Origin of the sequence: Amycolatopsis ultiminotia (genome assembly GCF_039536925.1) — a bacterium.
Lineage (GTDB): Bacteria > Actinomycetota > Actinomycetes > Mycobacteriales > Pseudonocardiaceae > Amycolatopsis > Amycolatopsis ultiminotia.
Map to the genome: position 1 here is coordinate 1 of NZ_BAAAZN010000035.1, position 25,296 is coordinate 25,296.

20 protein-coding genes and 2 pseudogenes are annotated in these 25,296 nt (G+C 67.1%); 13 read left to right on the forward strand and 9 right to left on the reverse strand.

Going from position 1 to position 25,296, the window contains the following annotated elements; translation table 11 throughout:
* From ABD793_RS41575 to ABD793_RS41605, 7 genes and pseudogenes are all read right to left on the reverse strand, one after another.
* Positions 1 to 473, reverse strand: a pseudogene (locus tag ABD793_RS41575) (IS5 family transposase); the annotation flags it as partial.
* Between the two features lie 849 nt (positions 474 to 1,322).
* Positions 1,323 to 1,736 carry a hypothetical protein gene (locus tag ABD793_RS41580; protein ID WP_344869271.1) on the reverse strand — a complete coding sequence of 138 codons (414 nt, stop codon included), beginning with the start codon at positions 1,734 to 1,736 and terminating at the stop codon, positions 1,323 to 1,325.
* Between the two features lie 616 nt (positions 1,737 to 2,352).
* A pseudogene (gene mobF, locus ABD793_RS41585) lies at positions 2,353 to 3,730 on the reverse strand (MobF family relaxase).
* A gap of 87 nt (positions 3,731 to 3,817) precedes the next feature.
* Complete coding sequence (locus tag ABD793_RS41590; protein ID WP_344869274.1) at positions 3,818 to 5,107, reverse strand: hypothetical protein; 1,290 nt, start codon at positions 5,105 to 5,107, stop codon at positions 3,818 to 3,820.
* Between the two features lie 1,081 nt (positions 5,108 to 6,188).
* A complete protein-coding gene (locus ABD793_RS41595; RefSeq protein WP_344869276.1) occupies positions 6,189 to 6,584 on the reverse strand; it encodes a hypothetical protein in 396 nt (131 codons plus the stop codon).
* 58 nt (positions 6,585 to 6,642) lie between these two features.
* A complete protein-coding gene (locus tag ABD793_RS41600; RefSeq protein WP_344869277.1) occupies positions 6,643 to 6,861 on the reverse strand; it encodes a hypothetical protein in 219 nt (72 codons plus the stop codon).
* Positions 6,862 to 7,284, reverse strand: a complete 423-nt coding sequence (locus ABD793_RS41605) for a hypothetical protein (RefSeq protein WP_344869279.1) — start codon at positions 7,282 to 7,284, stop codon at positions 6,862 to 6,864.
* Between the two features lie 318 nt (positions 7,285 to 7,602).
* Here ABD793_RS41605 and ABD793_RS41610 point away from each other — a divergent pair, with 318 nt between their 5' ends.
* Positions 7,603 to 8,208, forward strand: coding sequence for a hypothetical protein (locus ABD793_RS41610; RefSeq protein ID WP_344869280.1), 606 nt, complete (start codon positions 7,603 to 7,605; stop codon positions 8,206 to 8,208).
* Positions 8,209 to 8,275: 67 nt separating this feature from the next.
* Here the strand turns inward: ABD793_RS41610 and ABD793_RS41615 are convergent, their stop codons facing one another.
* Entirely contained in the window at positions 8,276 to 8,719 is a 444-nt protein-coding gene (locus ABD793_RS41615) for a hypothetical protein (protein WP_344869281.1), read from the reverse strand.
* 439 nt (positions 8,720 to 9,158) lie between these two features.
* Positions 9,159 to 9,647, reverse strand: coding sequence for a single-stranded DNA-binding protein (locus ABD793_RS41620; RefSeq protein ID WP_344869284.1), 489 nt, complete (start codon positions 9,645 to 9,647; stop codon positions 9,159 to 9,161).
* Between the two features lie 1,374 nt (positions 9,648 to 11,021).
* On the opposite strand from ABD793_RS41620, the gene ABD793_RS41625 reads away from it, so the two are divergent.
* The 12 genes from ABD793_RS41625 (at position 11,022) to ABD793_RS41680 (ending at position 25,296) form a co-directional block, all read left to right on the forward strand.
* Positions 11,022 to 11,513: an FAD-dependent oxidoreductase gene (locus ABD793_RS41625; RefSeq protein ID WP_344869286.1), complete on the forward strand. Its 492-nt coding sequence runs from the start codon at positions 11,022 to 11,024 to the stop codon at positions 11,511 to 11,513.
* Positions 11,494 to 11,691, forward strand: a complete 198-nt coding sequence (locus ABD793_RS41630) for a hypothetical protein (RefSeq protein ID WP_344869288.1) — start codon at positions 11,494 to 11,496, stop codon at positions 11,689 to 11,691. The genes ABD793_RS41625 and ABD793_RS41630 overlap by 20 nt, the downstream gene beginning before the upstream one ends.
* Before the next feature lie 820 nt (positions 11,692 to 12,511).
* Positions 12,512 to 13,627, forward strand: a complete 1,116-nt coding sequence (locus tag ABD793_RS41635; protein WP_344869289.1) for a FecCD family ABC transporter permease — start codon at positions 12,512 to 12,514, stop codon at positions 13,625 to 13,627.
* A 30-nt stretch (positions 13,628 to 13,657) separates the two neighbouring features.
* Positions 13,658 to 14,449 carry an ABC transporter ATP-binding protein gene (locus tag ABD793_RS41640; protein ID WP_344869291.1) on the forward strand — a complete coding sequence of 264 codons (792 nt, stop codon included), beginning with the start codon at positions 13,658 to 13,660 and terminating at the stop codon, positions 14,447 to 14,449.
* Positions 14,450 to 14,967: 518 nt separating this feature from the next.
* The gene (locus ABD793_RS41645; RefSeq protein WP_344869293.1) at positions 14,968 to 15,942 is read left to right on the forward strand and encodes an ABC transporter substrate-binding protein; all 975 of its coding nucleotides are present in this window, start codon (positions 14,968 to 14,970) and stop codon (positions 15,940 to 15,942) included.
* Positions 15,943 to 16,017: 75 nt separating this feature from the next.
* Entirely contained in the window at positions 16,018 to 16,815 is a 798-nt protein-coding gene (locus ABD793_RS41650) for a class I SAM-dependent methyltransferase (protein WP_344869295.1), read from the forward strand.
* A 610-nt stretch (positions 16,816 to 17,425) separates the two neighbouring features.
* Positions 17,426 to 17,776, forward strand: coding sequence for a hypothetical protein (locus ABD793_RS41655; protein WP_344869297.1), 351 nt, complete (start codon positions 17,426 to 17,428; stop codon positions 17,774 to 17,776).
* A 68-nt stretch (positions 17,777 to 17,844) separates the two neighbouring features.
* Complete coding sequence (locus tag ABD793_RS41660) at positions 17,845 to 18,069, forward strand: hypothetical protein (RefSeq protein WP_344869298.1); 225 nt, start codon at positions 17,845 to 17,847, stop codon at positions 18,067 to 18,069.
* Between the two features lie 181 nt (positions 18,070 to 18,250).
* Positions 18,251 to 19,927, forward strand: coding sequence for an ABC transporter ATP-binding protein (locus tag ABD793_RS41665; RefSeq protein WP_344869299.1), 1,677 nt, complete (start codon positions 18,251 to 18,253; stop codon positions 19,925 to 19,927).
* Positions 19,924 to 21,705: an ABC transporter ATP-binding protein gene (locus tag ABD793_RS41670; protein ID WP_344869300.1), complete on the forward strand. Its 1,782-nt coding sequence runs from the start codon at positions 19,924 to 19,926 to the stop codon at positions 21,703 to 21,705. Before ABD793_RS41665 ends, ABD793_RS41670 begins: the two co-directional genes overlap by 4 nt.
* A 1,189-nt stretch (positions 21,706 to 22,894) precedes the next feature.
* On the forward strand, positions 22,895 to 24,433 hold the full coding sequence (locus ABD793_RS41675) for an anchored repeat ABC transporter, substrate-binding protein (RefSeq protein ID WP_344869301.1): 1,539 nt from the start codon (positions 22,895 to 22,897) through the stop codon (positions 24,431 to 24,433).
* The gene (locus ABD793_RS41680; RefSeq protein WP_344869303.1) at positions 24,430 to 25,296 is read left to right on the forward strand and encodes a TIGR03773 family transporter-associated surface protein; all 867 of its coding nucleotides are present in this window, start codon (positions 24,430 to 24,432) and stop codon (positions 25,294 to 25,296) included. The genes ABD793_RS41675 and ABD793_RS41680 overlap by 4 nt, the downstream gene beginning before the upstream one ends.

Consider the following 25,296-nt stretch of genomic DNA (forward strand, 5'->3'; position numbering starts at 1 on the left):
GGAGTCGTTGGTGTTGGCCGCGGACACCGCCACCGACAGGGGCAGCCCAGACCGGTCGGACAGGACGTGGATCTTCGAGCCGCTCTTGCCACGCTCGACCGGGTTCGGCCCGGTCATGGATCCCCCCTTTTTTTCGCTCTGACGGACGCTCCGTCACAGACCGCACGGGACCAGTCGATCATCCCCTGACCACCGAGTTCATCAAGGACCACGCGGTGCAGCCGGGGCCATGGACCGGCCTTGGTCCATTCAGTGAACCGGCGATGCGCGGTGGGCACGGTGACCCCGAACGAAGGCGGCAGATACCGCCACGCGCACCCGCTGGTCAACACGAACACGATCGCCGTGAAGACCGCTCGGTCATCCACCCGCGCTGGCCCGCCACCCTGCGGGCGAACCCCATGCACCGGAATCAGCGGCGCCGCCAGTACCCACAACCCATCCGGCACCAGTCGCCGAGACAAACCATCCACGACCCGAGATCACGCACCACGACCAGCCAAACCCCTACTGAGACACGCTCCAAGCCGATGATGTTGCCGAGCCCGACGCGCTATCGGGCCCGGCGACGGCTTCGGGAACAGACGGATGGTCGGTGTTGTGTTCACGGCCAAGGCTCGACGTGGGCATCACCTACCACTGCGACGAATAGGTCGTGATGCGATAGTCGAAGCGCACAAGACGGCGTGCGTACGGAAGCGCGATGTCAGCCTTGCCCGCAGCTACCGGGGCGGGCGACGAGTCCGCTGGAGAGCTCGGCGGCGTTGACGTCCTCGTCAGCTGCGCCGGGCCCAGCGGTTCAGAACTCGCGCTGCACCTGTGCTCCGGTACCTGCCGGCAAGTCCGACGTCGATCTGCACTGCGTTCTTCTGTGCTCGCAGTGCCCGCAAGATGGTCGGCGCGGCGGTCGCAAAGCTCGGTGGCTGCCGCGGTCCGGTACCCAGACCTCCGCGTCGTGGTACAGATCGCGACCACGTCAGCTCAGGCTAGTCCTCCGAACCTCGCCACATCGGTGGTGTGCCCGATCCGCACCGGGCCCTCGGTAGGGAACCCGTCGGTCCATGCCCCGCGCCCTGCGTGGAAGTCGCGGTATCCGGGCCCCATCGGGTCGCCGAGTCCGCCCAGGCGCGCCACGGGTTCGCGGCGGCAAGATCGGCGCGAAAACCGCATCTCCCCTCGGCGTCTGGTTTCCGGTCGCCGACGAGAAGCGATTCGCTTTTGTTGCCACGATTCCCGGTTCGGCATCGACGGGAAGGGATCGTGCGGCGCACTCTCGTGGCGGCGGGTGCGAAACCCGCCGCCACGAGCCGAACGGTGCCGGGTCAGCTGCCGAGACCGCCGAGCAGGCCGCCGAGGACCCTGCCCTGGTGGTTGTGGTGCTGGCCGCCAGTGCTGGCGTGGGTGCTGCTGGACGATGCGCCGTCCGGGCCCGCGCTGTCGTGACTGGTGTCGTAGCTGGCTCCGCCGTTACCGTCCGCGTTGGCGTTGGTGCGGTCGCTGCTGGCGCCGTCGGGTCCGGCGGTGCTGTTGTTCTGCTCGTAGGACGCGCCGCCGCCGGAGTTGGTGCCGCGTCCGTCCTGGCCGGTGCTGCTGTGGACGTTGTGGACCGTCGCGCCGTCCGCGCCGACACTCACCGTGTTCTGGTCGTAGGTGTCGGCCGAAGCAAGGCCCGCCGCGCCGATTGTCAAGGGAAGAGCGATCGCGCTCGCGGCCACTACACGTCGAATCGTTCGCATGGTTCTGGTCTTCCTTCCTGATTCACCAGACGAGCTCGAAAAGAACCCGTTCGAAGCCGACCGGCTTCTGCGCAACCGGCTTCCCGTGTGAGCGGCCACGAATCGCAAAATTCGGGTGATGGATATCACGGGGCCGGAGACCAATCCACTGCGGTCCGGGTACCGAACAGGAGGCTGGGATCGCGCACGTGGGACTCTGGCGGTGTGTGAGCGGACAAGGGGCCAAGATGTCGAGGATGGCCAGGATCGGGCCCGGTGCGCGCAGTTGCGTGCTCGTCCGCCGGTCGCATATACGGCCGGAACGGTGCCGGCGTTCGAGGTGCTCGTTCGCCACCCGTTTCGGGGTCCGTCGAATGGGGTTGTTTCCGTGTTGCCGGAGGACGGTCGGGCCACCGATTTCGTTCTTTTGCGGCGATGGTCTGCGTGATCGACTGGAAATGTCATCAGACCGCGGAGGTGATTCGGCGCCTGCTCGGTGAAGCCGCCGCGGTGTCCGCTTTCGAACTGGCGGACGGAGCGGTTCCGAGACTAATGCCGGCGAGCTTCGCGTCGCGTTGGCCCAGTATGTGGATCACGCGCACAGGATGCGAGGCCGGAAGGCAGGGCGCGCTTGTGGTCAAGCCGTGATTGGAACTTGACGATACGGCGCGCTCGCGCGGCCCCGAACTGTCGTCCGCTGGGAAAAACCCTTGATCAAGGGCGGCGGCACCGCGGCGAGCTGGCAGATCTGATGCGCGTGGTCGACCCCGTTGGCAGGCCGTTGCGACCACTGGGCGCCGTGCTCACGGAACAGGTCCCGGGTGCGGGAGTCGAAGAACTCCGACGCGGTCACGGCGCCGGCCAGCATCGGACGGCCGTCGAGTGCGGTCCACTTCCCGTCCTGGGATCGGCGGGCCTTGGTCGCGATCAGCGCGTGGATGTGGAAATGCGAGTCGCCCGCGGGAGTGCCAGTGTTCGAAGGTCGCGATGGTGATGCCGTCGACGTCGGCTTGCGCCTGGCCGCGGTTGCCGGCTCGGGTGTAGGCCAGGTTGTGCTCGACATAGCTGAGGGTGTCCTGCGCCGCCTGCCGGATCAGGCCGGCGATCACCTGACGCTGCTGCGGTGGAGCCAGCGCCCAGGCCACCGACACCGACTTGTCCGGCGCGAACACTATCCCGTATCCGGACACGGCATTGCGCAGCTTGCTGCTTTCCTCGGCCAACCACGCCTGCAGCTCAACCTGCTCAACTGGGCCGTCAACCCGCTTGGTTTCGCGGTAGAGCTGTTCCTGAACGGTTTTCCGTAGCTGGCGGCGGATCCTGGCGTCGATCGGCGCACCGATCGGACGGTCGTGTTCGAGGTTGTAGTCCTTGTAGGCCTGCGCGGTCCGAACGCGCAGAAGATCGATTCCACTGTAGACCGGGAAACTCCGGCCAAGCCGTGTGGCGCGCAGCGCTTCGGCTGCGGTGGCACCGTCGGCGATCATCTCCTTCTCGATCGCGTCGGCGTGGGGATGCCGCCCTTCCCCGAACAGCGCCTGCATCTGGGCAGCAGTGACTTGGCCGGTGAGCCCGAACTCTCGCGCACCGGCACCGAACCATTCGCCTGCCGGGTAACCATGGGAGAGGTAGTAGTCACTCAACAGCTCGCCGGGTTCGAGCCGACGGTCGTGGCAGGCGACCGCGTTCGTGAGGTACTCATGACCACCAGGGCTCAGCTTCCGCAAGCCCATCACTGCTTCCGAGCGTACGCCCGACAGTGAGCGACGCGCACCTGGTTCAGATGATCTGCAAGATGTCCTGTGTGCAGCAGGGGCATCGCCGGGCGGCAGCGGGGTGTGGGCGCTGGTGGTGGCGGCCGTGGCGGCATGGTGGCAGGCCGGGGCTGTGGTGGCCGTAGAGCGACGGTGAGCGGCTGGGTATCGGCGGGGTGACGGTGTGCGGAGCCGGGCCGCCTGCGGGACACTGATCCGCTCTGTCCCGCACCGGCCGCGCTGACGCGCGCCTGCGGGCATAGGAAAGCGGCCCGCCGATCGATGATCGGCGGGCCGCTTTCCTATGCCCGGGTTAACGGGACAGCGCGCCCCGTTCTTCTTTGATCGTTAGGCGACTGCGACGGCTGACAGAGGTGCGGCGCCGCGCTCCTGGCACTCGGTGCACCGGCCGTCGGGGTCGCGCTGCTCGGCGGGGGTCCGCGCGAGACGGCACGCGACACACAGTGTCTGCGGGTCGATTCCGCGCAGTGCATCCCGCTCGCGGTCCTCGTCGGTGACCTCGGTCCCCTGCGTGTCCCGGTTGTCGTCGCGGGTGTGGTCGAGGTCCAGTTCGCGACGTCGTTCACCCTCGTACTGGTCGGCGGCGCGCTCGTCCTTCAACGTGAGTACAAGGGGCGAGATCGCGCTGTCAACCTGGCGGTAGTGCTCGTCGTAGGTGACTTCGACCGGGCCGCGTACGTCGCGCTCCTGGGCGCGCTGCTCGGCGGTCTTACGCGTGGTGGTGCGTGTACGTGCGGGTTGACCGGTGGCCTTCGGCGCTTTCGGGCGCGCGCGGGGATGCGCTGCGACCGGGTTGCGGGTCTCGGCCGGTGCGGGCTCGTCGAGTGCTGCGCTGTTCTCCGCGTGCGTGGGTCCGGGCGGTTCGGCGTCGGCAACCGGGGTTGGCCGGGTTTCGTTCTCCGCGTCGGCCCGGCAGGTATCGGAGCAGTACACGAGGTCGGTGCGGCCGGGGATCGGCTCGTCGCACCGGTTGCATCGGTGTATGTCGCCGGAACCGGCCTCGGTCTGTCGCTGGCGCTGCTCCACTGCGCGGCGTGCCTTTTCGGCGCGTGGCTTGCTGACGTAGATGCACGAGGTGATCAGCGTGCGGTGGTGCTGGTCCAGGTCGGGCCACAGGGTGTGTGCAGTGGTGACGGCGTCCGTCACGGCCGGGCTGTCCGCGCTGGGGTCCTTGAGCAGCGCAGCGCATGCCGAGTAGATCTTCAGGTTGTGATTCAGCGTTGCCGCGTTGAGCCACCGCAACCGCTGTAGCGCCGCGTCAATGCGCGGCGGGTTCTCGCGCAACATCACCGTCACGTCGTTCGGCTCGTGCGCCGTGACGTCGTGGCGCGTGGTGGTCGAGTAGACGCACCGGCTGTAGAGTCGCCGTTCCAGATCGGTGTACTCGTGCCACGCGGTGTGCGCCATCGTCACGGCGGAGAGGACGCTCCCGGTGAGCGGCTGGGTGTTGCGCAGCAGCTCCGCACACGCGGTCAGCAGCGCAGGGGGTTCGGCGTCGGAGCGTTCGAACGCACGGCGTAGCTCGGTGAGTGCGGTCCGGACGCGCGGAGGCGTTGCCTCCAACGCCTTGACTGCATCCGTAATGCACGTGGTGTATTTATCGGAAAACTTAGCCATTTACTTTTCCCAACGTGTTTAATCCGGTTGCTGTCGCCGGGCTTGGTCTTCCCGGTGACGGTGCATATCCGATCCTATTCACGCAATGGGTAATAAGCAAGGAATGGCGAGCTATGCTGGATTTCTATCCGGTCACAATTGTGGGCCGATCTCGACCATCGATGCACGGTATAAAAACCGGCGATGACCAGGGGATGAGTGGGTGGTGGGTGGCCCCGGCGCACCGAGGGGCAGGCCCTCGGCCTGCCCCTTAAATGCCTGTCCAAGGCCGCTAGGGGACCCAAATACAAGGGTGGGGCCTCAATATTGTTTTGACACGCTTTTCGTCAAAAGAATATTGGGGTGCCCTTGTATTTGGGGGGAGCGGCCGGAACAATGCCGGGGCCACCCACCACCCGCGGACGTGACAGATTCCGGATGTCTCCCCGCACAGCGTGGGAACCGCGGGCAGGGGTGATGTCGGGGGTGACCAGGTTGCCCCGGAGGCGGGGTAGCATGCCGGTACGCGCCTCGGAGGCCCTCGTGTGCCTATTCGGCGAGGCGCCAGCGGGCCGTCGCGCTCTTGGTCGGCCACCGTGACACCGGTGGTAGCCCGCAAGGGCTGGCGCGGCGGCTCGCGCACACGTCCCGGCGAGCAACGGGCAGCGATTCAGCGAAGCGTGATACGCCAGCGGTGTTGCACTGAGACACCGGAGCTGACGGTGACGGCCTGAAGCGAGCGCACGCGACGGCAGACTCGACACATCTGGCATCAGCGGACTGCACGGGACGCCGCGCGCGGAGAAGGCACCGAGCAGAGGTCGATCCGGCGAGTGGAGGTGCGACCGGTGAGCCGGGTGACGCTGGGCCGGACAACGTTGCGTCGGCGACATCGTGATCGGCGGGGGCGGACGCCGACGGCCCGGACGTTCTGGAGAGCCCGGACGGCAGACCCGGGCGACTGCCGGGCGTTCTGGGTTCGTCGGACGAGGCGTGTGCTACGACGTAGCACGTGCTCGCTGACGCGGCGGAACAATGAGGCGCTGGTGCGGGCAGCGTCGTCGATGGGGTGGTGGGCGTCGACGCCCACCACCCCATCGGGTCACAACGGTGACTCGGAGATCGCCGGTGCGGCAGAGCGCTCGCGGTCGTCGAGGTACTGCTCGTCGAGGTAGGTGTTCACCTCGTCGAGGTTCACCTCAATCTCCTCGTCGCTGCTGGTGATGTCGAGCGCGCGGATCAGCCGTGCGCGAGCGGTGGACAGGCCACCCGGATCGACGAGCTTGGTGATGTTCACGTGGAGTACCGCGATTCCGGTGAACGTCCTGTCCAAGGGCGGGAGGTTGAGGTCGGCGAGCACGTCCTGGGTGCCGGGTAGGCACCAGGTCCCGTCGAAGTGCTGCTCGAGAACCTGGTCCCGGACCTGACGGCGGAAGGCGACATCGCGGTCGCGAGCAGCGCGGATGGCGGTCTGCAGGGCGGCAGAGTCGGTCGTCATGGTTGCCTCCGTCGGTGAGGGTGTCGGGTTGGGCGGTTGCCTGGGTGGTGTGGTGCGGTCACGTGTGTCGGTTGCGGAGGTACGTGCGGAAGCTGGCTGCGGTGACATTGGCGGGACCGACCTGCTTGCTGTGTTCGAACAGGTCGAGCCGCCGGGCTTCGCGCAGGAACGTTTTGGCGCACTCCCGGAGTTGAGTCGCGCGGGGTGGACTCGCGTTGCGGGCCTGGCACCGGCAGGCGGCTGCCTGGGCGCGGTAGTCCTCGGCGGTGCAGGGCATTCAGATCTCCTCCACGATGGGGAAGGCGACTGAGGCGGAGATTCTCCCCTCATCCGCGCTCACGGGGTTACCGACGGCGTGCTGCCGGCGGACGTGATCGCCAATGATGGTGGCGATTGCGGATCGGACGTCCTCGGTCAGCCAGGCGCGCATGGCCTCGTGCGCTTCGTATCGGTCCGGAATGTCGGCATGTAGGTTGATCCGAATCATGAGAGTGGATCGTGCGACGTGCTTGACGGTGTGGGGTTCGAGTCCGAGTTCGGTCAGACTGGCGTTGAGCTGGTCGAGTGTCCACATTCCGTCGCGGTAGCCACGGATGGCGCGGTCGCGCACTACGACGCGGTAGCTCTCGTGGTCGGCGTTGATCTGCTCCAGCTGCTCGTGCAACTCGGCGGCGGTGGGTGTGTCGTTGGCATCAGGCATGTTGATTCTCCTCGTTGAGGGTGTCGTGCACCGGAGCGCTGTCCACCCCGGCGCAACGGTCAGAACTGACCCGCAAACCCGTGGTGCCGCGGCCACGGTGTGACCAGCGGGCGGTTCGGACGGTGCTGCGGATCTGTGGTGTGGGGATCTGACGGGCTCGGGCGAGATCCGCCGCTGCCGGGATGTGGCCACGGTGCTGTCCAGAACTCTGCCGAGAACAGCGGGATTATCCGGACGTGGTCTTCGGCAGGCGCGGACCGGCTCGTCGGCGTCGTATCCTGGTGATGAACCCAGCCCTCCCCAGTGGGGACGATGGGCATGCTCGACAACGAGTCAACTCCGTCGCGTCGGCGGAAGCGACGCTCACCAGCAGAGATCGAGCGGCTGGCTGCTGTGCGTCGTCGCAGAACCGAACAGTTGGAGCGGGAACGCGCGAATGAACGTCGCGTTGAGGAGGCGTTGCCGGCGTTCGCGGCGGCGGTGAGCGATGGGGAGACGGCGGTTCGCCGGCGCGAGGAGCGGCTGGCCAAGTTGGAAACTCAGCTTGAGCGGAAGCTCGACGAGCTGGCTGCGGCGAGAGCGGACAAGGAGAAGTCCTTCGCTGCGGCGAAGGATGCGGTCAGGGCGGACGCAGCAGGCGAGATCAAGCACGCGCGGATCAGGATGGGGCAGGCGATTCAGCAGATTCGGGAATCGGACCTGACGGTCACGGAGGTGGCGGAGTTACTGGGGATCGCCAAACGCGAGGTCACAGCGTTGGTTCGCACGGCTGAATCCGCGGACGCACGGTCGATCGCACACACCGGACCGCGCAGCAGGAGCGACGGTGCTCCGGGCACGATGGTCGCGGTTGAGGACCAGGAGACCGTCGTGAGGGGAGGCCGGTCGACGAGCGGCCCGGACGATGTGCCGGAGCCGCCGTAACGAGGTTATGGCGAGAGCATGACCGCGGCGGTGGGGCGATACCACGGGTCACGCCCCACCGCCGTGGTCATCGGCTCATCGAAGCGGTTGCGGTGCTGCGTCGGGCGGACTGGCGTGCGATGCGGCGCCGCCGACGGTAATACACGACGATGCCGGCAGTCCCGGACGCCATGAAGGCACCTCCTACGGCGCTCCCTGCGGCAGTATTGGCGAAGACGTGGTCGAATTGGCCGAGGAAGGCGGCACCGGGCAGAACCAACGCTCCCACGGCGGTAAATGTCCGGACGTGACCACGCATCGTCGGGCGGGTCGCGGCACGGGTCCGGCGGGCGAGCATCCGCCCGAGGACTGCCCCGAGCCCGGCCATGACCGGAACGACGACCAGGCGAGCGGGCTGGGCGGCCGCGACTGCCACCATCGTGACGTAGCCGACCGGTACCGCCCCGAGGACGACGCCGGCTGCTGCAGCAAACAGGAGCCGAGGAAAAGTGATGCCATAGCGGGCCGTCATTGTCCGAACATAAACGTTGTACGGGACGCAGTCGGGTGATTTTCTGGCCGGATATCGCTGCGGTCGCGGTGCGTGCTGCGCTGGGACGTCCGGGCGGTGCCGGTGCGCAACGGGGGGAGTGAGAGCCGACGTCGGTGTGGGCGGCGGTGTGACGCCGCGCGGAAAACGGGATGCTGTGTTCGTTCGCGGCCGTTGGGTGGAACGTAGAGTGGCTCCGGGCATCAGCTCTTCCTGCTTCCGCCAGCGTAACGAGACGAGCCCACGGTGAGCGGGCAACGCGAACTGCGGGCAAGGAAAACGGCCTGCCGACGTCGACGCACGGCGCTGGTCTGCGCAAGCCCCGCCGAGATCCGCGGCGCTACCGCCGTCCACCAACGACGGGACGGGCGGCGGAGGCGGTGCCCGGCCAGCGGGGAAGTGCCGGCCGGGCACCGGGCTATCAGAACGGCGGCGCGTCGCTGCTGGCGGTACCCGCAGCAGCGAGATCGGGTTCCGGGGAACCCCACGGGTCACCTGCGGACTGTCCGTCCTGGACCCGGCTGGCCGCAGAAACGCCATCGGTGCGGCTGACCTTGGTGACCTTCGCCGTGGCGTAACGCAGCGAGGGGCCGATCTCATCGACGTCCAGCTCCACGACGGTGCGCCGCTCGCCTTCCTTGGTCTCGAAGGAGCGTTGCTTCAGACGGCCTTTGACCCACACCCGCGCTCCTCGCGTGAGGCTTTCGGCGACATTTTCAGCCATCTGCCGCCAGACGTTGCAGCGCAGGAACAGCGCCTCGCCGTCTTTCCACTCGCCGGTCTGCCGGTCGAGCGTTCGGGGCGTAGACGCGACCGTGAGGTTCGCGACCGCGGCGCCGGACGGGGTAAATCGAAGTTCGGGATCAGCCGTCAGATTTCCCGTGATATCGATGATCGTCTCGCCAGCCATGATGATCCTCCCTGGATAAATATATTGATTACGTGCAGATTTGCGGTCGACTGGTCAACCAAATCTGGAATGCCATTAATCTCTTCGGAGCTACAAAAATATTGGATCTTCTTGCTGCTGGGATCTGCGGATTGTCGAGTTGATGGTGTCGGGCTTGTCAAGCCGCGTTTTGGCTTGACAAGCCCGACACCATCAACTCTGATCAGAGCAGACCCCTCGGCAAGAAGACCTCATGTTGGATCCGCATAGCAGCCGAACGAGCGTTAGCTGTCTATGGCCAGACTGGCAACTGGCTGAGCCAGCAGTCTGGGCAAGCCTTCTCTCTCATCTCGACACGGGCCAGGGTATTATCCGGTTGCGCCACGTCGACAAGCCTTTTCTTATTGCTCGACGCGCCGATTTATGTTGGTATTGATCTTGTCGAGTTTGGGTAACTGAGTGGGCTCGATCTCCTGAAATAGAAAGCAGAGAAAATAATGCTCGTGAACACGCGACACGTCGTATGGGCGAACACATTTTCCCAGTTTGATACGACGCATGGCGCCAGATGGGGTCCGACGCCGGAGCGCTCGACAGTGTGGTCGAGGTATTCACGCAGCGTGCCGGAGTTGGCCGAGTTCGTGGCGTTCGACGTTCCGATCGACTCCAGCCGAGAGCGTTTTCACGGCCGGAGCCGAGGCGTGTCGCAGGCTGTGGAGCGAGACCGAGGTGGCCGTTGATGATGGGTTTCACCGGTTCGGGCCCGTCGCCTCGGTGCCGCGCACTGTCCAGCGTCCGCATCGCGCGATCTACCTGGCCTCGGCTATGAGGTCGAGGACCTGCGCCGCCGCTGGGCGCAACGGATACCATCTGCAGGTCGTCCCACGGTCAGCTCGGCCGAACGGCTCATGGAGATGCCGGCGGCAGAGCAGGTGCGCCGGGAATACCCCGGGCACCGATCGGTGCCCGACGGGCACGTCGCGGTCCGGGAGGCGGGTGCCGGGTTGGTGTGGCCCGCGGCGGTGCGGTCAAGGCCGCGGTCACGTCCGCGCGCAGATCGGGTGCACGGGTGTTCGGCGGGGCCGCGGTGCGCGGGATCGACCTGGTCTCCTCAGGCGTCGTCGTCAGCACAGCGACCGGTGACCTGAGGTTCGGGCAGATTGTGCTCACGGCGGGCGCGTGGCTGTCGGCCCTCCTGCCGGAGCTGCCGCTCGAGGTCGTCCGCATTCCCACGACCTGGTTCCGGGAGGCGGGCGAGGAGCGGAATGGCCCGCTTGGCTCGTTCGTCCTGGAGCGCTTTCCGCCGTTCCTCCGCGAAGTGGGCGACGGTCGGGTGATCTGGGGCACGGCGCGGGATCAGGGCTCGGCCTGGAAGACGACGGGCGGACGTTCGCGGTGGTCGACGCGGAGACAGTCGACCGGACGGCGGGGGAGTCCGACTGGTCCGTGCTGCCCGCGGCGGTGCCCGGACTCGGCGCCACGCCGTCGCGGGCGGTCGTGTGCCTGACCACTCGAACTCCGGACCGGCAGTTCGTGATCGGCCGCCCGCGTGGCGACCGCCGCCTGGTCGTCGGCGGCGGGTGCAGCGACGGGTTCAAGCATGCCAACGGAATCGGCGAGGTCCTGGCCGATCTGGTCTGTGGCAAGGAGTCCGCGATCGACATGGGGTTCGCCGCACCCCGACCGATTCGCTTAGCGACGACCGGCGCGCCGGGGGCGCCGGGCACTTTTTGCCGCGTTCCGAGACTCGGCTTCCTGGGGAAACAGGTCCCCGTTCGGTCGAGTGAACGAAACGCGACCTCACCGATCGGGGTTGAAGTGGCGAGGAGATCAAGGGTGAGTGAGCACGTGGATGTCGTCGTCAAGAGTGAGGTCCTGGCTTGCTGAGGTCGACGAGCACTATCGCGCTCACGGTCACTGGCGCGGCCAGACCTTCGGCGGCAGGCTGCGGGACTGGGCCGCCGTGTGGGGCTCCCGGGAGGCGGTGGTCGACGATCGGGCCCGGCTCACCTGCGGCGACCTCGACGCCGCCGCCGACCGGATGGCGGGCGGACTGCGCGCGTAGGGGATCCGCCGCGGTGAGCGGGTCGTGGTTCAGTTGCCCAACCGCGCGGACTTTCTGTGGTCTGGTTCGGCATGATGCGCCTCGGCGTCGTCCTGGTGCACGCACAGCCCAGCCACCGGGCGAGCGAGCTGATCCACCTCACTCGCACAGCGAGGCCTTCGCACTGGTGCTGCCAGAGCATCTCGCCCGCTTCGACCACCGTGCGCTCGGCGAAGCCGTCCGGCCACCATGACCGCCGATGTGATCGTCATGCTCGACGGCGCATGGGGATCCGAGAATCCGGCACTCACCGGACCTCTTCGAAGCTGGCGGTGCCTACGCCCGGTATTGGCAGGAGCGGGGGCGGCGGTGGGCTGGCAGCTCGCTCCGCATGAGAACCCTGCTCATGTGACCGAGACGCCCGCCACCCAACGGACGAGACGCTGCGGCCCAAGTTGCCGGGCATACCCTCCATCGGCATTTCCGCAGCCGCTGCTGGAGCACTTCGGGACCTCGTGCGCTACGGCGTGCGTCACCACCGCTTGGGCCTCGCCGGGCATCTGACGGGCAGCACCCGCGAGTTCAGGTCTGGATGCCACAACACAGCAGGTCAGCACAGGATGTGAGTCCGTAGACGGTAGCCGCCACCTACTTCCGGGCACTAGATAGAGTGGCCATAATGAAAACAGTTATCTTGTTCATGTGCGATCCGCGCGGCAACCCGGGCTCCGCCGGACTTGGCCTCCGGGTGTGCTGATTCCTTGGCGCACCCGTGCTGAGGCTGGGGGCTTGTCGCCTGCTGCAAGCAACGTTGCAACCCACCGACGATAGGACTGCGGCCATGGATTCCACCAGGGGATCTCTTCTGCCTGAGAAGGCGGTCGGTGATCCGGGTTCGGACACCGACGACCTGGACCACGCGCGGCGCCGCCGCCATACGTTCGTTTGGGTTGGCCTGTTGTCGCTGGCCCTTCTTGCCACGGTTCCGGTGGCGGTGGGTCTCGGGCCGGTCGGGATTCAGTCGGGCACAGTCGCTCGGATCGTCGGAGAGCATCTCTTCGGCTTGTCTGGAAAGTCGGCTATGTCCGAGTCGGCAGAGACTATCGTCTGGTTGGTGCGGATGCCGCGCGTTTTGCTGGGGGTTGTGGTCGGCGCGGGACTTGGCGTGAGCGGTGTCGCACTCCAGGCGCTGGTGCGGAATCCGCTCGCCGATCCGCATCTCCTCGGGGTGACTTCCGGAGCGTCCACCGGTGCGGCCGCGACAATCCTGTTCGGCATCGGCGGGGCCATGGGGGCCGCGGGACTGACCGGAAGCGCGTTTGCCGGCGGTGCGGTTGCGACCGTATTGCTGTTCGTCCTGGCAAGAGTGAGCGGTCGGATCACCTCGATCCGCCTCTTGCTGGCGGGGGTGACGATCGGCTACGTCCTCTCCGCTGCTACCAGCTTCTTGATCTTCGTGTCCGACACGCCCGATGGCGCGCGGGCGGTGTTGTTCTGGCTGCTGGGTTCTTTGGCGCGTGCGCAATGGTCGTCGATCGGAGTCGTGGTCGTCATCGTGCTGGCCTCTTTTGTGCTGCTGGTGCTGTGGGCTCGCCGGTTCGACGCGCTGGCGGTGGGGGATGAGAGCGCCCGGACTCTCGGGGTGGCGCCGGACCGATTCCGCGTGCTGTCTCTGGCGCTGGTCGCGCTCTGCGTGGGTGCGGTGGTGGCGGTGGCCGGTGGTATCGGTTTCGTGGGGCTTGTCGTGCCCCATGTAGCGCGGCTGTGTGTGGGCGGAGCGCACCGACGCGTCTACCCGGTGGCCGCTCTGATCGGCGCGATCTTTCTTGTCTGGGCGGACGTGTTCGCCCGTGTTGCTTTCGCGCCGCGCGAGCTTCCGCTGGGCATCGTGACCGCCGTCGTGGGCGCGCCCTTCCTCGCGGTGCTGGTCCGTCGCTTCTACGTCGCGACGGTGTGAGCGAGTTCGCCCGCGAAGAAAGGGTTTGGTGTGATTTCCGCACGAAATGTGTCCTTTGCGTACAACGAAGAACTGGTTCTCGACCAGGTGACCGTCACCGCCGAGCAGGGGCGCACAGTCGGTCTGATCGGACCGAACGGGAGCGGCAAAACCACACTGCTGCGGACCCTGTACGCGGCGCTCAAGCCGCGCGCCGGGCAGTCTGAAGTCGACGATGTCCCGGTCGCTCGGCTTAGGCCCGTCGAACTCGCCAAACGTATCGCAGTTGTCGCGCAAGAGGGCACGCCTGAGTTGCCGCTGACGGTGACCGACATGGTCCTGCTGGGCCGTGCACCGCGTCGGTCGATGTTCCAGTCCTACACCAAAGAGGATCATCGGCAGGCTGCTTCCGCGCTGCGGAGGGTGGGCGCTCGCGATCTCGCGGAACGGTCGTTCAGTACCTTGTCCGGCGGCGAAAAGCAACGGGTGCTGATCGCTCGGGCATTGGCCCAGGAAGCGAACCATCTGCTCCTGGACGAACCAACGAATCACCTCGACATTCGATACCAGCACGAAATCCTGACGCTGGTCCGCTCATTGTCGATCACCACCGTGGTGGTCCTTCACGATCTCAACCTTGCCGCGCGTTATTGCGATCGCCTCGTTCTGCTCGACCGCGGCCGGGTGGTGTCGGCCGGGACTCCGGACGAGGTGCTGCGCCCGGAGGTCATCGAACCGGTTTATCGGGTGTCTGTGCAGCGCCTCGAGGAGCCCGACTGCATCCAGCTGATTTTTCGTCCTCCATCTTCCGGTGAGAGTACCGATGCGCCAGAGGCTAGTTGAGAGACAACGCCGGGACGTTGCGGTTGGGCGGGCCTGCGGGCGGCGGGGCACGATCAAGGGCGCAGGGTTCGGGCCTCGCCGAGACCGTGCGTGCCCCGCCGCGGCGAGGACGTCGGCGATCTGAGGCTAGGGCGAGGGCAGGTCGTCGAGCCCCCTCGCAGGCGAGGCAGCCCTGGACGTGCTTGCCGTTGCAGCAGAATATGACTATCATGTTCAATAATGCTGGGGCGAGAGAAGGTCGAGACTGCCGTACTCGTGACTCTGCTCCGAGAACGGGTGACGGTCTTCCCGTTGACCGCCTGGCCAGATGGGGTAGTGCCCACGGGTTTCGCCGGGACTGGCGGGCGGTGGACGGGGTGGGCGAGAGCCGTGCTGCGGCGACGTTGGCGTGTCGTCTGGCTGCGTATGCGGGATGACGCTGCCGAGCCGAAGCTGGAGGGGCCTCGCCGCGGGCACCCAGATGGTTTCGGGGCGTTTCGCTCTCGCCTGATGTTGCCCTGTCGGGGAAGGAACTCATGGTGAAGTCTGGGCTGAAGACCGCGGCCACTGCGGCGGCTGCGGTGCTCGCGCTGCAAGGATGCAGCGCAGGTGATCCTGAGCCGGGCACGGCGAACGGTTTTCCTCGTACTGTTGAGAACTGCGGTCACGAGGTGAACATCGAGCGCGAGCCGGAGCGCGTCGTTGCGTTGGGCCCGTCGGAAGTGACGTCGCTCTACGCGGCGGGCGATGCGCCGAAGCTCGTCGGACGAGATGACGCGGGCATGAAGAGCGCCCCCTACACGGCGGACATCCGCACCGCGGTGGCCCGCGTGCCGCAGCTGGGGTCCGGAGGCGAGATCAGTCGCGAAGACCTCGTCGCATCCAGTCCTGATCTGGTCGTGGGTTCGGTGACCGAAACCATCACGCCTGACACGCTCGGCGCCGTGGGCATTCCGATGGTCAGCCTCCGGGGAAACTGCGGTTCCAACCATGCGCCGGGCGCAAGCGACGGGACGTCGGACTTCAATGACGTGTTCAGCGACCTGGAACTGTTCGGGCAGCTGTCGGGTACGACCGATCATGCCTCCGCCGTCATCGTGAGCATGCGTCAGCGGATCGCCCAGGCCAAGGCTTCGGCCAGCCTGCAGGGAAAAACTGCTGCCACGGTCATCGGCCTCCACGACGGTCTGGAAGCATACGGCCGCCGCTCAATGGCACATACCCAATTCCGGGAACTCGGTGCCAAAGATGCCTTTGCCGATGTCGACAGCCGGGTCTTCGAAGCCAACATCGAAGAACTGGCCAAACGGAACCCCGACATCGTCATGATCCTGTCGTACGGTGAGACCGATGAACAGGCGAAGAGCAAGTTCCTGAGCATCCCCGGTGCCGCCAATCTCGCCGCAGTGCGCAATCACACACTGTTCGTGCAGCCTTACGAGTACTCCTCCCAAGGCACGTTGTCGGTGAACGGACTCGAGAACATGGCCCGCACTCTGGCGAAGCCGCACTGAAGACCGTCCTCGCAATCTACGCCGCTCCGACAACAACTCGGGCGGTATCAGCCCTAGACCGTCCCAGGAGAAGGAATGATGCACCTCGATACAGCCCTCGGTTCGACCTGGTCTGATCTGGTTGACCGATGGGACGCTCAGCAGAGCGTCTACGTCGAAGGCCGAGAACGAGGGTATGGCGTCATGCTGTCAGTGCTCGATTCACTGCTCCCCGGTGCCATCACTGTCCTCGATCTCGCGGCCGGTCCCGGCTCACTCAGCAAACGTCTGCTGGAACACCGCGCGAACGCTCGGAGCGTTGCGGTGGACCTCGACCCGGTCCTGCAGGCACTCGGCAGGAATGCCCTCGGCGACATGGGAGGTCGCCTGCACTGGGTCAAAGCGGACCTTCGCGACGTTGGCTGGACCGAGCAGCTGCAAGAGTACGACGTCGACGCAGTGCTTTCGTCGACAGCCACGCATTGGCTCAAGCCCGCAGAGCTGGCGAACTTGTACCAATCGCTTGCCGCCGTCATGCGCCCAGGCGGAGTCTTCCTGAACTTCGACGGCTTTCCTCCGCGCAACGCCGCGTCCCGTTTCAGCGCGGTAGCGAAGGACATTCACGGGACACGACAAGAACGAGCTCTGGCGAACGGTGCAGAGGCATGGCAGGACTGGTGGGATGCCGTTCGCGCACTTCCCTCTCTCTCCGCCGAGTTCGAGGAACGCGACCGCGTATTCGCGCCCGCTCGGGGAAGAATATTCTCTGGATCAGACCACAAGAACGGAACGTCGTTCGAGTACCATGAATCTTCGCTGTTCGAAGCAGGTTTCGCCGAAGTTGACGTCATCTGGCAGGATCTTCAGAAGAAGATCGTCATGGCTGTCCGATAATCGTCGCATCGGCGCTCGGCGCGCTCGCATCCCGGTCAGTAACGCGAAGCAGCGTAGAGCGGGCTCGACGATCTCGGAGGGCGGCGGGGCATTGCTGCAGTGACGCTTGTGGCGGCAGTGGTCGCATGGGTGACCTGGTGGATTTCCCAGACCGCCGCAACGCGCTTGTCTGCCGGACCGCGGGGGTCCGGTGCTGGTCTGGGAGGCCGCGCGAAGCGCGAGCCGATTCCGGTGGACCCGAATCGCTTTGTCCGCCCGCGGCCCGTTGGCGCGTTCCTTTCCATCGACGGCAGCATTATGGCACTCGACGAGACGCAGCGCTGGAACGCCACAGCGGTCAGTGCGGTTCCGGCGGTGCTGGACAAGCTGCTGGTCGCTCTCGAGGAGCCGGGGCCGGAAATCGTGCTCGGTGTCGGACGGGGTGCCGGGCGAACCTGTCCGGCCCGACCACGGCTGCTGCGCAGATCCTGTGCGCGCGGTGGAAGAGTTTGTCGAGCACGCCGGGAGGGCGCGCTGGAACTCCTCGGTCGCGCCGACCGCCGGATCAAGATCCGCGGCCACCGGATCGAGACCGGCGAGGTCGAACGGGCGTCGGCCGGCCATCCGCTGGGTGGATCGGGCGATCGGCACCGTCCTGCAGAACGCGGTCCGTCGGCTGACCACTGCCATCGTGGTCGTCGGGCCCGGTCGAGCGGACATCCTGTGGATCCGGCCCGACGAGCGGACGCCAAGCTGCCTCGTGCCCGAACACCTCACGATTGCCGGGTCCTTCCCGGTGATGGTGAACGGCAAGATCGACCGCAATCCGATTCGCCGGATGCCGGTGCGCAGCAGCAGCTGGGCCGGCGGCGGGCGCTTGTCGCGGGCCGGACGGGGCGAGCACCCCGTCGCCGCGCTGTGGGGCGGGCTGCTCACGTCTAGCAGGTCGGCCGTGACGGCCGCTTCTTCGTGCCAGGGGTAGCTGTGCTGGCGATATGGTTGGTGCGCAAGCGCGCCGAGGCGGGTTTTCGTGGTGCGCGAAGCCTGCGGATGTCGACCGAAGCGGTCCTGTGTGATCTCGCGGCCACGCTGGACCTCGGTGTGACCGAGGCGGCGGTACGAGCGCGGTTGGATGCCGCGCCCCCGCACGAGGCGCTTCCTCTGGTCGAGGTGCGACGGGCGTTCTGGACGGCCCGGGACGAGCACCTCCCGCTCGGCGGTGCCGGTTCGTTCTTCCGCGGCTCGACGTGTGCCTGGTTACTGGTCAGGTGGTGACACCGCGCGTTCGTATCGGCAAGTTGAAAATGGTTCCCATTAGCGAGTAAGGTGCTGGGATACGCAGTGCTTCTTGGGGGTCTTCATGTCGATTCTGCACGCGTCAACGAACCAAGCAGGCGGTTCTTCGGTGCTGGCGCCTGCTCGGGGCACGTTGGTCGGGTGCGGTGTGCTGACCGCGGTGAGCGCGATCGCCGGGATGGCTCCGTTGATCGCGGTGGTCGAGATCAGCCGTCTTCTCCTGGGCGGAAACAAAAACGTGTGGCCGATCATCGTGGTCGCGCTGGCGGCGCTGGTAGTGAAGCAGCTGGGAACCTTCGGTGCCGGGGTGCTGACGCACCTGGCCGATATCCGGGTTTCGTTCGCGATCCGCCGTGACCTGCTCGCCAAGCTGCGGCGGCTGCCGCTCGAGTGGTTTACCGAGCACAACTCGGGCGCGGTGAAGAAGACCGTGGAGGACGATGTCGCCGCGCTGCACCAGTTGATCGCGCATTCCGTCGTGGAGATCACTGCGGCTGCGGTTCCGCCGGTGGTCGCGATCGCGTACCTGTTCACTGTGGACTGGCGGATGGCGACGCTGGCCTTGCTGCCCTTGGTCGTGGGGTTGATCGTCTACCAGCGGGCGATGGCCGGTGCGGGCACGAAGTACCCGGTGTTCATGCAGTGGCTGACCCGGCTCAACGGTTCCGCGGTCGAGTTCGTCAGCGGGATCGGGGTGGTCAAAGCGTTCGGCGCCCCTGGCGTCGCGAGCAAGCGGTTCCGGGACGTGTCCCGTGATTTCGCCCGGTTCTTCCTCGACTGGGCCCGATCGACCAGCAGGGCGTCGGTCCTGTCGGAGGTCCTCATGTCGCCGCCGACGGTGCTGGCTGTGCTCGCGGTCGGCGGGGGCGTGCTGACCGCGGCCGGGCAGCTGCCGGTGGTGGGCCTGATCGCGTTTCTGGTGTTCGGCACGGTTACCACGGCCGGGGTGATGACGGTGATGATGTCGGTGCACCCGCTGGTCACCGCGCTCGGGGTGGCCCGCAGTATCCGTGCGCTGCTGGCGCAGCCGGAGCTGCCGGTCCCACTGAACCCCGCGGTGCCGGACCCGGACGCGCCGGGCCCGGTGGTGCGGCTGCGCGACGTGCGCTTCGCCTACGGGGATACGGTCGCGCTCGACGAGGTGGCTCTGGAACTGGCCCGGGGGACGGTGACCGCGTTGGTCGGCCCGTCCGGATCGGGCAAGTCGACGCTGGCGAAGCTGCTGCCCCGCTTCGGGGATCCGCAACGCGGCTCGGTCGAGCTGTACGGAGTGGACTTGCGGGAGCTGGACCCGGCGGAGCTCTACCGGCACGTGGCGTTCGTGTTCCAGGATGCGGATCTGCTGCGGACGAGCATCCGGGACAACATCCGGCTGTCCCGCCCGGACGCCGACGCCGCCGCGGTGCGCGCCGCGGCGGCGAGGGCGCAGATCCTGGACCGGCTGGAGCGGCTTCCGCGTGGGCTTGATTCGGTGGTCGGCGAGGATGCCGAACTGTCTGGCGGCGAGCGGCAGCGGGTGTGCATCGCGCGGGCGATCCTCGCGGATCGGGCGTTGCTGGTGCTCGACGAAGCCACCGCCAGCGCCGATCCGGAAAACGAAGCCCGGATCCAGGACGCCCTCAGCGAAGTGACGAGAGGGCGGACGGTTCTTGTGATCGCGCACCGGCTCTCGACTGTTCAAGGGGCAGACCAGATCGTGGTCCTCGACCGGGGCCGGGTCGTCGAGGTGGGCGCGCACGACGAACTCCTCGCGGCAGCAGGACTCTACGCGCGCATGTGGCAGCACGACCGTTCCGCGAGGGATGACGCGCAGATCGGACAGGGGGCCGCTCGATGATCACCATGCTCCGGCAGCTCTTCGAGCTGCTCGATGCGCGAGGACGTCGGCGCCTGCGGATCATGGTGCTGGCACAGGCGGCCCAAGGAGTCCTGCAAGGCCTGGGGTTCCTGTTTGTCGCCCCTTTGGTGGCGGCTCTGCTCGGGTCGGTGGACTGGACCGGTTTCTGGGCGTGGCTGGCCGCGATCACGGTCGCGGTGGCCGTGCATCACGTGCTGCTGGTCTGGAGCAGCTCGCTCGGTTACGTGGTCGGGACCGACGTGCTGAGCAGCTTCCACGAACGGATCGGCAACCATCTCGCGACGCTGCCGATCGGCTGGTTCCGCGCGGATCGCACCGGCCCGGTCGGGCGGCTGCTGGGCAAAGGCACCATGGACGTGGCCAATGTGCCTGCCCATCTGGTGCGGCACGTGATCGTCGGGGTGACCGCGCCGGTAACCATGGTGCTCGGCAGTCTGGTGCTGGACTGGCGGGTGGGCATCGCGTTCGCGGCCGGCACGGTGCTGTGCGGGCTTGCCTTGCGTCTGCTCATGACGATCGTCCGGCGCAACGACGACGACTACGAGCACGACATCGGCGCCACGGCGTCGCGGATCGTGGAATACGCCCGTTTGCAGCCCACGATGCGTGCCTACGGCGTCCTCGACCGGCCGGAACGGGGCACGCTCGAGGCGTCCCTGACCCGGCAGCAGGAGTCGCAATCGCGGCTGACCATCCGCGGTGCGTGGGGACTGATCGCGTTCTTCGGCACGCTCCAGCTTGTTGTCACCGGGGTCATCGTTCTCACCGTCGTGCTCGCTCTCGACGGCGTCATCGCGGTCCCGGCCATGGTCGGCCTGTTCGTCGTGACGCTACGCATGCTGGATCCGCTGTCTCAGCTCGGGGAACTCGCTGGGCACGTGCAGGTCAACGCCGACGCCATCCGAAGGGTGGCGGTGCTGCTGGCCGAACCGCCGCTGCCCGAACCCGCACATCCGGCCGAACCCGACGGTGCCGCGATCGATCTCGTCGACGTGCACTTCGCCTATCCCGACTCCGGTCCCGTCCTCGCCGGAGTCAGCGCGCACCTGCCGCAGCGGAGCTTGACTGCGATCGTAGGCCCGTCCGGAGCGGGCAAGAGCACCCTGCTCACCCTGCTCACCCTGATCGGCCGGTTCTTCGACGTCGACGCCGGTGCCGTCCGCATCGGCGGGCGCGACGTGCGGGCGCTGGGCAGCGCCGAGGTGTCCCAGCTGACCGCGCAGGTGTTCCAGGACGTGTACCTGTTCGAAGGCACCATCGCGGACAACCTCCGCACGGCCAACCCGGACGCCGACGACGACGAGCTGGCCCGCGTCGCGGCGATCACCCGGCTCGACGAGGTCGTCGCCCGGCTCCCGCACGGATGGGACACTGCGGTCTCCGAAGCCGGAGCCACCCTCTCCGGCGGGGAGAAACAACGGGTTTCCCTCGCCCGCGCCTTGCTCAAAGACGCGCTGATAGTGCTGCTGGACGAAGCCACTGCGGCACTGGATCCGGTCAACGAGGTTGCTGTCGCGGCAGCGATCAGCGAGCTCGCCCGCGACCGGACGGTGGTCGTCGTCGCGCACCGGCTGTCCACGATCGTTGCCGCGGATCAGATCCTGGTCCTCGAGCACGGGCGGATCACCGAAACCGGCAAGCACGCCGAATTGCTCGCCGCCGAAGGCACCTACGCCCGATTCTGGTACGAGCGTCTGCGGGCGCGGGGCTGGCAGTTGCGTTCGCCGGTTCCGACGGGCATGCGCAAGGGAAGCTGACGGCGCGCAGTGCCGGGATTGACGACCAGACCGGCGAATACGTCGCGGTGCTGCTCCCGCAAGCGTGGCGGGAGCTGGGTCCTGCGTTGACCGACGTGCTGGTCGGAGCTTGTCCTGAGGCGAAGGTTTTCGCGGACGTCGGAGCGGGCGCCGGACTCGGCACCGTGCCGTTCGCGCAGACGTTCCGCGAAGCGGAAATCCTAACTGTTGAGCCGCATCCGAGGTTGCGCAGCACTGCTGGCACGGGTCGCGGGCGACAAGGACCTCGGGCCCCGCGTGCCGGTCCTTGGCGCCGACGTGCTGCGGGCCCGGCTGCCGGACCGGATCGACGGGGTGATTGCCATGAACGTGAGTGGGCACCTCAGTCCGCGCGAACGCCTGGAGTTCTGGGTTCTGCTGGCCGACGAACTTGCTTCCTGCCTGCTGCGCGGATGGCGCCCGGAGGCCGGGTCGACGCAGTGGATCTTTCCGTGCAGTTGCTGCGACCCGGTGGGCAGCGGCTGTCGTGCGAGCCGCAGCCGGTCTCGACGTCCCGGCCACAGCAGGACAGCGCGCAGCCAGCGCGCGTGTGGACAGCGGCACCGGACTGGCCGGCTGGCTCCGGAATGACCTGTGCCCGCGACGTCGGCGTGCATATGATGACTGTGCACATCGCCTCGACCGGCAACGCGCGAGGGACTTCGCCCTCGGACCGGGCACCAGGGTGTTGCTCGTCGGGCTGGACGAGGGTGCAGTACAACGATCCGGGTGGCAGTTCCGGGCCATCTTGCAGGAATGTCAGGGCACTATCTTCGATCCGAATGTCCTCATCGGACACGGTCGCTGGCCGTACTGACGAGCACCCCTCCGTGCGGGCAGCCCGAACTCGCCACCCCGAAGCCAAACCACTGCTGCGGCTGCCGAGAAGACCTGGCATTCCGTGGAATCACCGACGACAGGGATGCGGCCCTGCGGGAGGACGAACGTCTCGCGGCAGCTCGGCGACTGCCGAGCATCCGAGCGTCCCTGGTGGGGCCGGATCGGGAGCATGGATGCGGAATCAGCGATGTCACGCCTCGTCACGCAAGGTCACTGGTTTCGATATTGATAATCCTTTTCATGTCCGTTAGGTTCGGCTTTGCCGGATGAGCGGCAGTTGGGGTGAACCTGGCGCTCTGTTCTCGATACGGGTTTTCGCGGGAAGGTCTGGATGCACAAGCGTGCGGCCGCACGCGCCATGGGCATGTGTGCGGCAATGGTGTTCGTCGTGGGCGGGTGTGCGTCGGTGGCGCGGTCCGGTGCCGGTGTTTCGGTGGTGACGACGACCGAAATTCTGGCTGACCTGGTCCACGCGGTCGGGGGCGATCGGGTGCAGGTGAGCTCCATCGTTCCCTCCGGCGGTGATCCGCACTCATACGAGCCGACGCCGGCCGACGCGAAGCGCGTGGCGCAGGCCGATGTCACGTTCACCAATCACCTGTTGCTGGAAGAGCAGCGTCTGATCAAGGCGATCGACTCCAACGCGCGCGAAGGCACGCCGAACGTTTCGCTGGCTGAGGACTCGGAATCCTATGGCGCACACGTGATCCCGCTCGTGGAGAACGTCGGGCTGGACGTGCTGTGGCTGGGGCTGCGGGTGCGCGGCGACGGCAAGCAGTTCGGAGCCACGCGCACCTCGGAGATCCAGCTCTCGGCGACCGCGCTCAACGGCCCCGGCACGATGACGGCGTACCTGACCGAATCGCTGGGGCAGCCGCAGGTGTACTTTTCCTCGGCGGATGGATTCGACCAGCGCGACGCGACGACGCTCCCTCCCTCGGCGCACACCCACCTCAACTGGGCGTTCAGCGCGCCGGGAGTGTACGAGCTGACGCTGCGCGCCCAGCTGAACGAACCAGCAGCTGCACCGAAACCGTTGGGGGAGGGAACTTTCACCTTCGCCGTCGGGGTGGATCCGCATTCCGCGGCACCGGGCAAGCGCGTGCTCGACGAGGGGCACACCGACTTGACCGTCGATATGGACGAGCGCACGCTGTACACCTTCAACGACGCCGCCGGCGGCACGGCGCAGGAGAAGGTCGCGGCAGCCGACGCCGTGATCGAAGTGCCGAACAAGGCGATGGACCAGGTCCCCGACGACCAGCGGTTCGCGTTTCTCGGATCGCCGGGTGCGCAGATTTTCCAGCTGCCGCAAGCGGTTCTGGGTAAGCACGTGCACGGGGAGATCGACCCGCATCTGTGGCAGGACGCTGACAACGCGGCGGCGTATGCGCAGCTGATCCGCGATACGCTCAAGAAGGTCGATCCCGATGGCGCCGCGGAGTACGACCGCAATACCGCAAGCTACCGGCGGCGGCTAGCCGACCTCGACGACTACTTGGCCCGCACGATCGCCACCGTCCCGGCGGGAAACCGGCAGCTGGTGACGACCCACGACGCGTTCGGCTACCTCGCCGACGCCTACGGGTTGAAGGTCGCGGGCTTCGTTGTGCCGAACCCCGCGCAGGAACCGAGCGTCGAGGACGTCCGCAAACTGACCGAGACGATCCGGAACCTGCACGTGCCCGCGGTGTTCACCGAACCGAACCTGGCGCAGCGCGCTTCGACGCTCATCCAGGTCGCCCACGACCAGCGCGTGCAGGTGTGTTCGCTCTACGGCGATGCCTTCGACGCGAAGACCCGGACCTATGTGGACATGATGCGGCACAACGCGGACGAGATCGCCCGGTGCCTGGGCGGAACCCGATGACGCGCGCGGCGCGGTGGCTCGTCGTTGCGGCGGTGGCCGCCGTCCTCACCCCTGTCGTGCCCGGCGCGGCGCAGGAAGCGCCGGCCGACTCGCCGGGCGGCCGCGTCGTGATCGACGACGGTCACGTCGACATGGGCCCGCGTTTCCTCAACGGCAAGTGGACCGTCCAGGTGCGCGACGACACCGGTGCAGCGCCGGTGTGGCGTCAGCTCGACGACGTCGTCCTGCACGCGGGCGAGGACGCGCGCACGGAGGTGCCCCCGGGGACGGAGTATGGGTTCCTGGGCACACCTGAATCCAACGTCTGGCTGCTGCCGCAGACACAGCGTGCCGGCACCGTGTGGCCCGGCTGGAATACCCAGGATCCGGAGACGGCGACGAAGGTCGACCGCGAGGTCACCTGGCGGCTGCAGACGGTCCAGGGACCAGGCCCGTTCTCGCTGTTTCTCACTGGTGCGTTCGGGGCGCCGCAGGTGATCTTCGATTCGCGGAAGCCGTTGCCGCAAGAGACCGGCATCGAGGTCAACAGCCATGTGCACGGCAACTGGGCCTTCGGCGCGCCGGGCACATACCTGCTGGGCATCGAGATGAGCGCGTCCACGGTGGATGGTCGACGGGTCGTCGACCGACAGGTGCTGCGCGTGCACATCGGAGACGGCGATCCGGCTCAGGCGTTCGCGGTCGCCTCGACCGTCGCGCCGCGCGCACCGGCCGCGGGGAGCGACGAGGCGCCGCGGGCGAGCGATGGCTCCGGGAGCCGGCCGACCGCGTGGATCGCCGGTGCGGCGGTCGCCGTCGTGCTCGTCGGGACCGTCGTGCTCGTCGTGTTTCGGCGCCGCGGTCGGCGAACGGAGGCGAGCTGA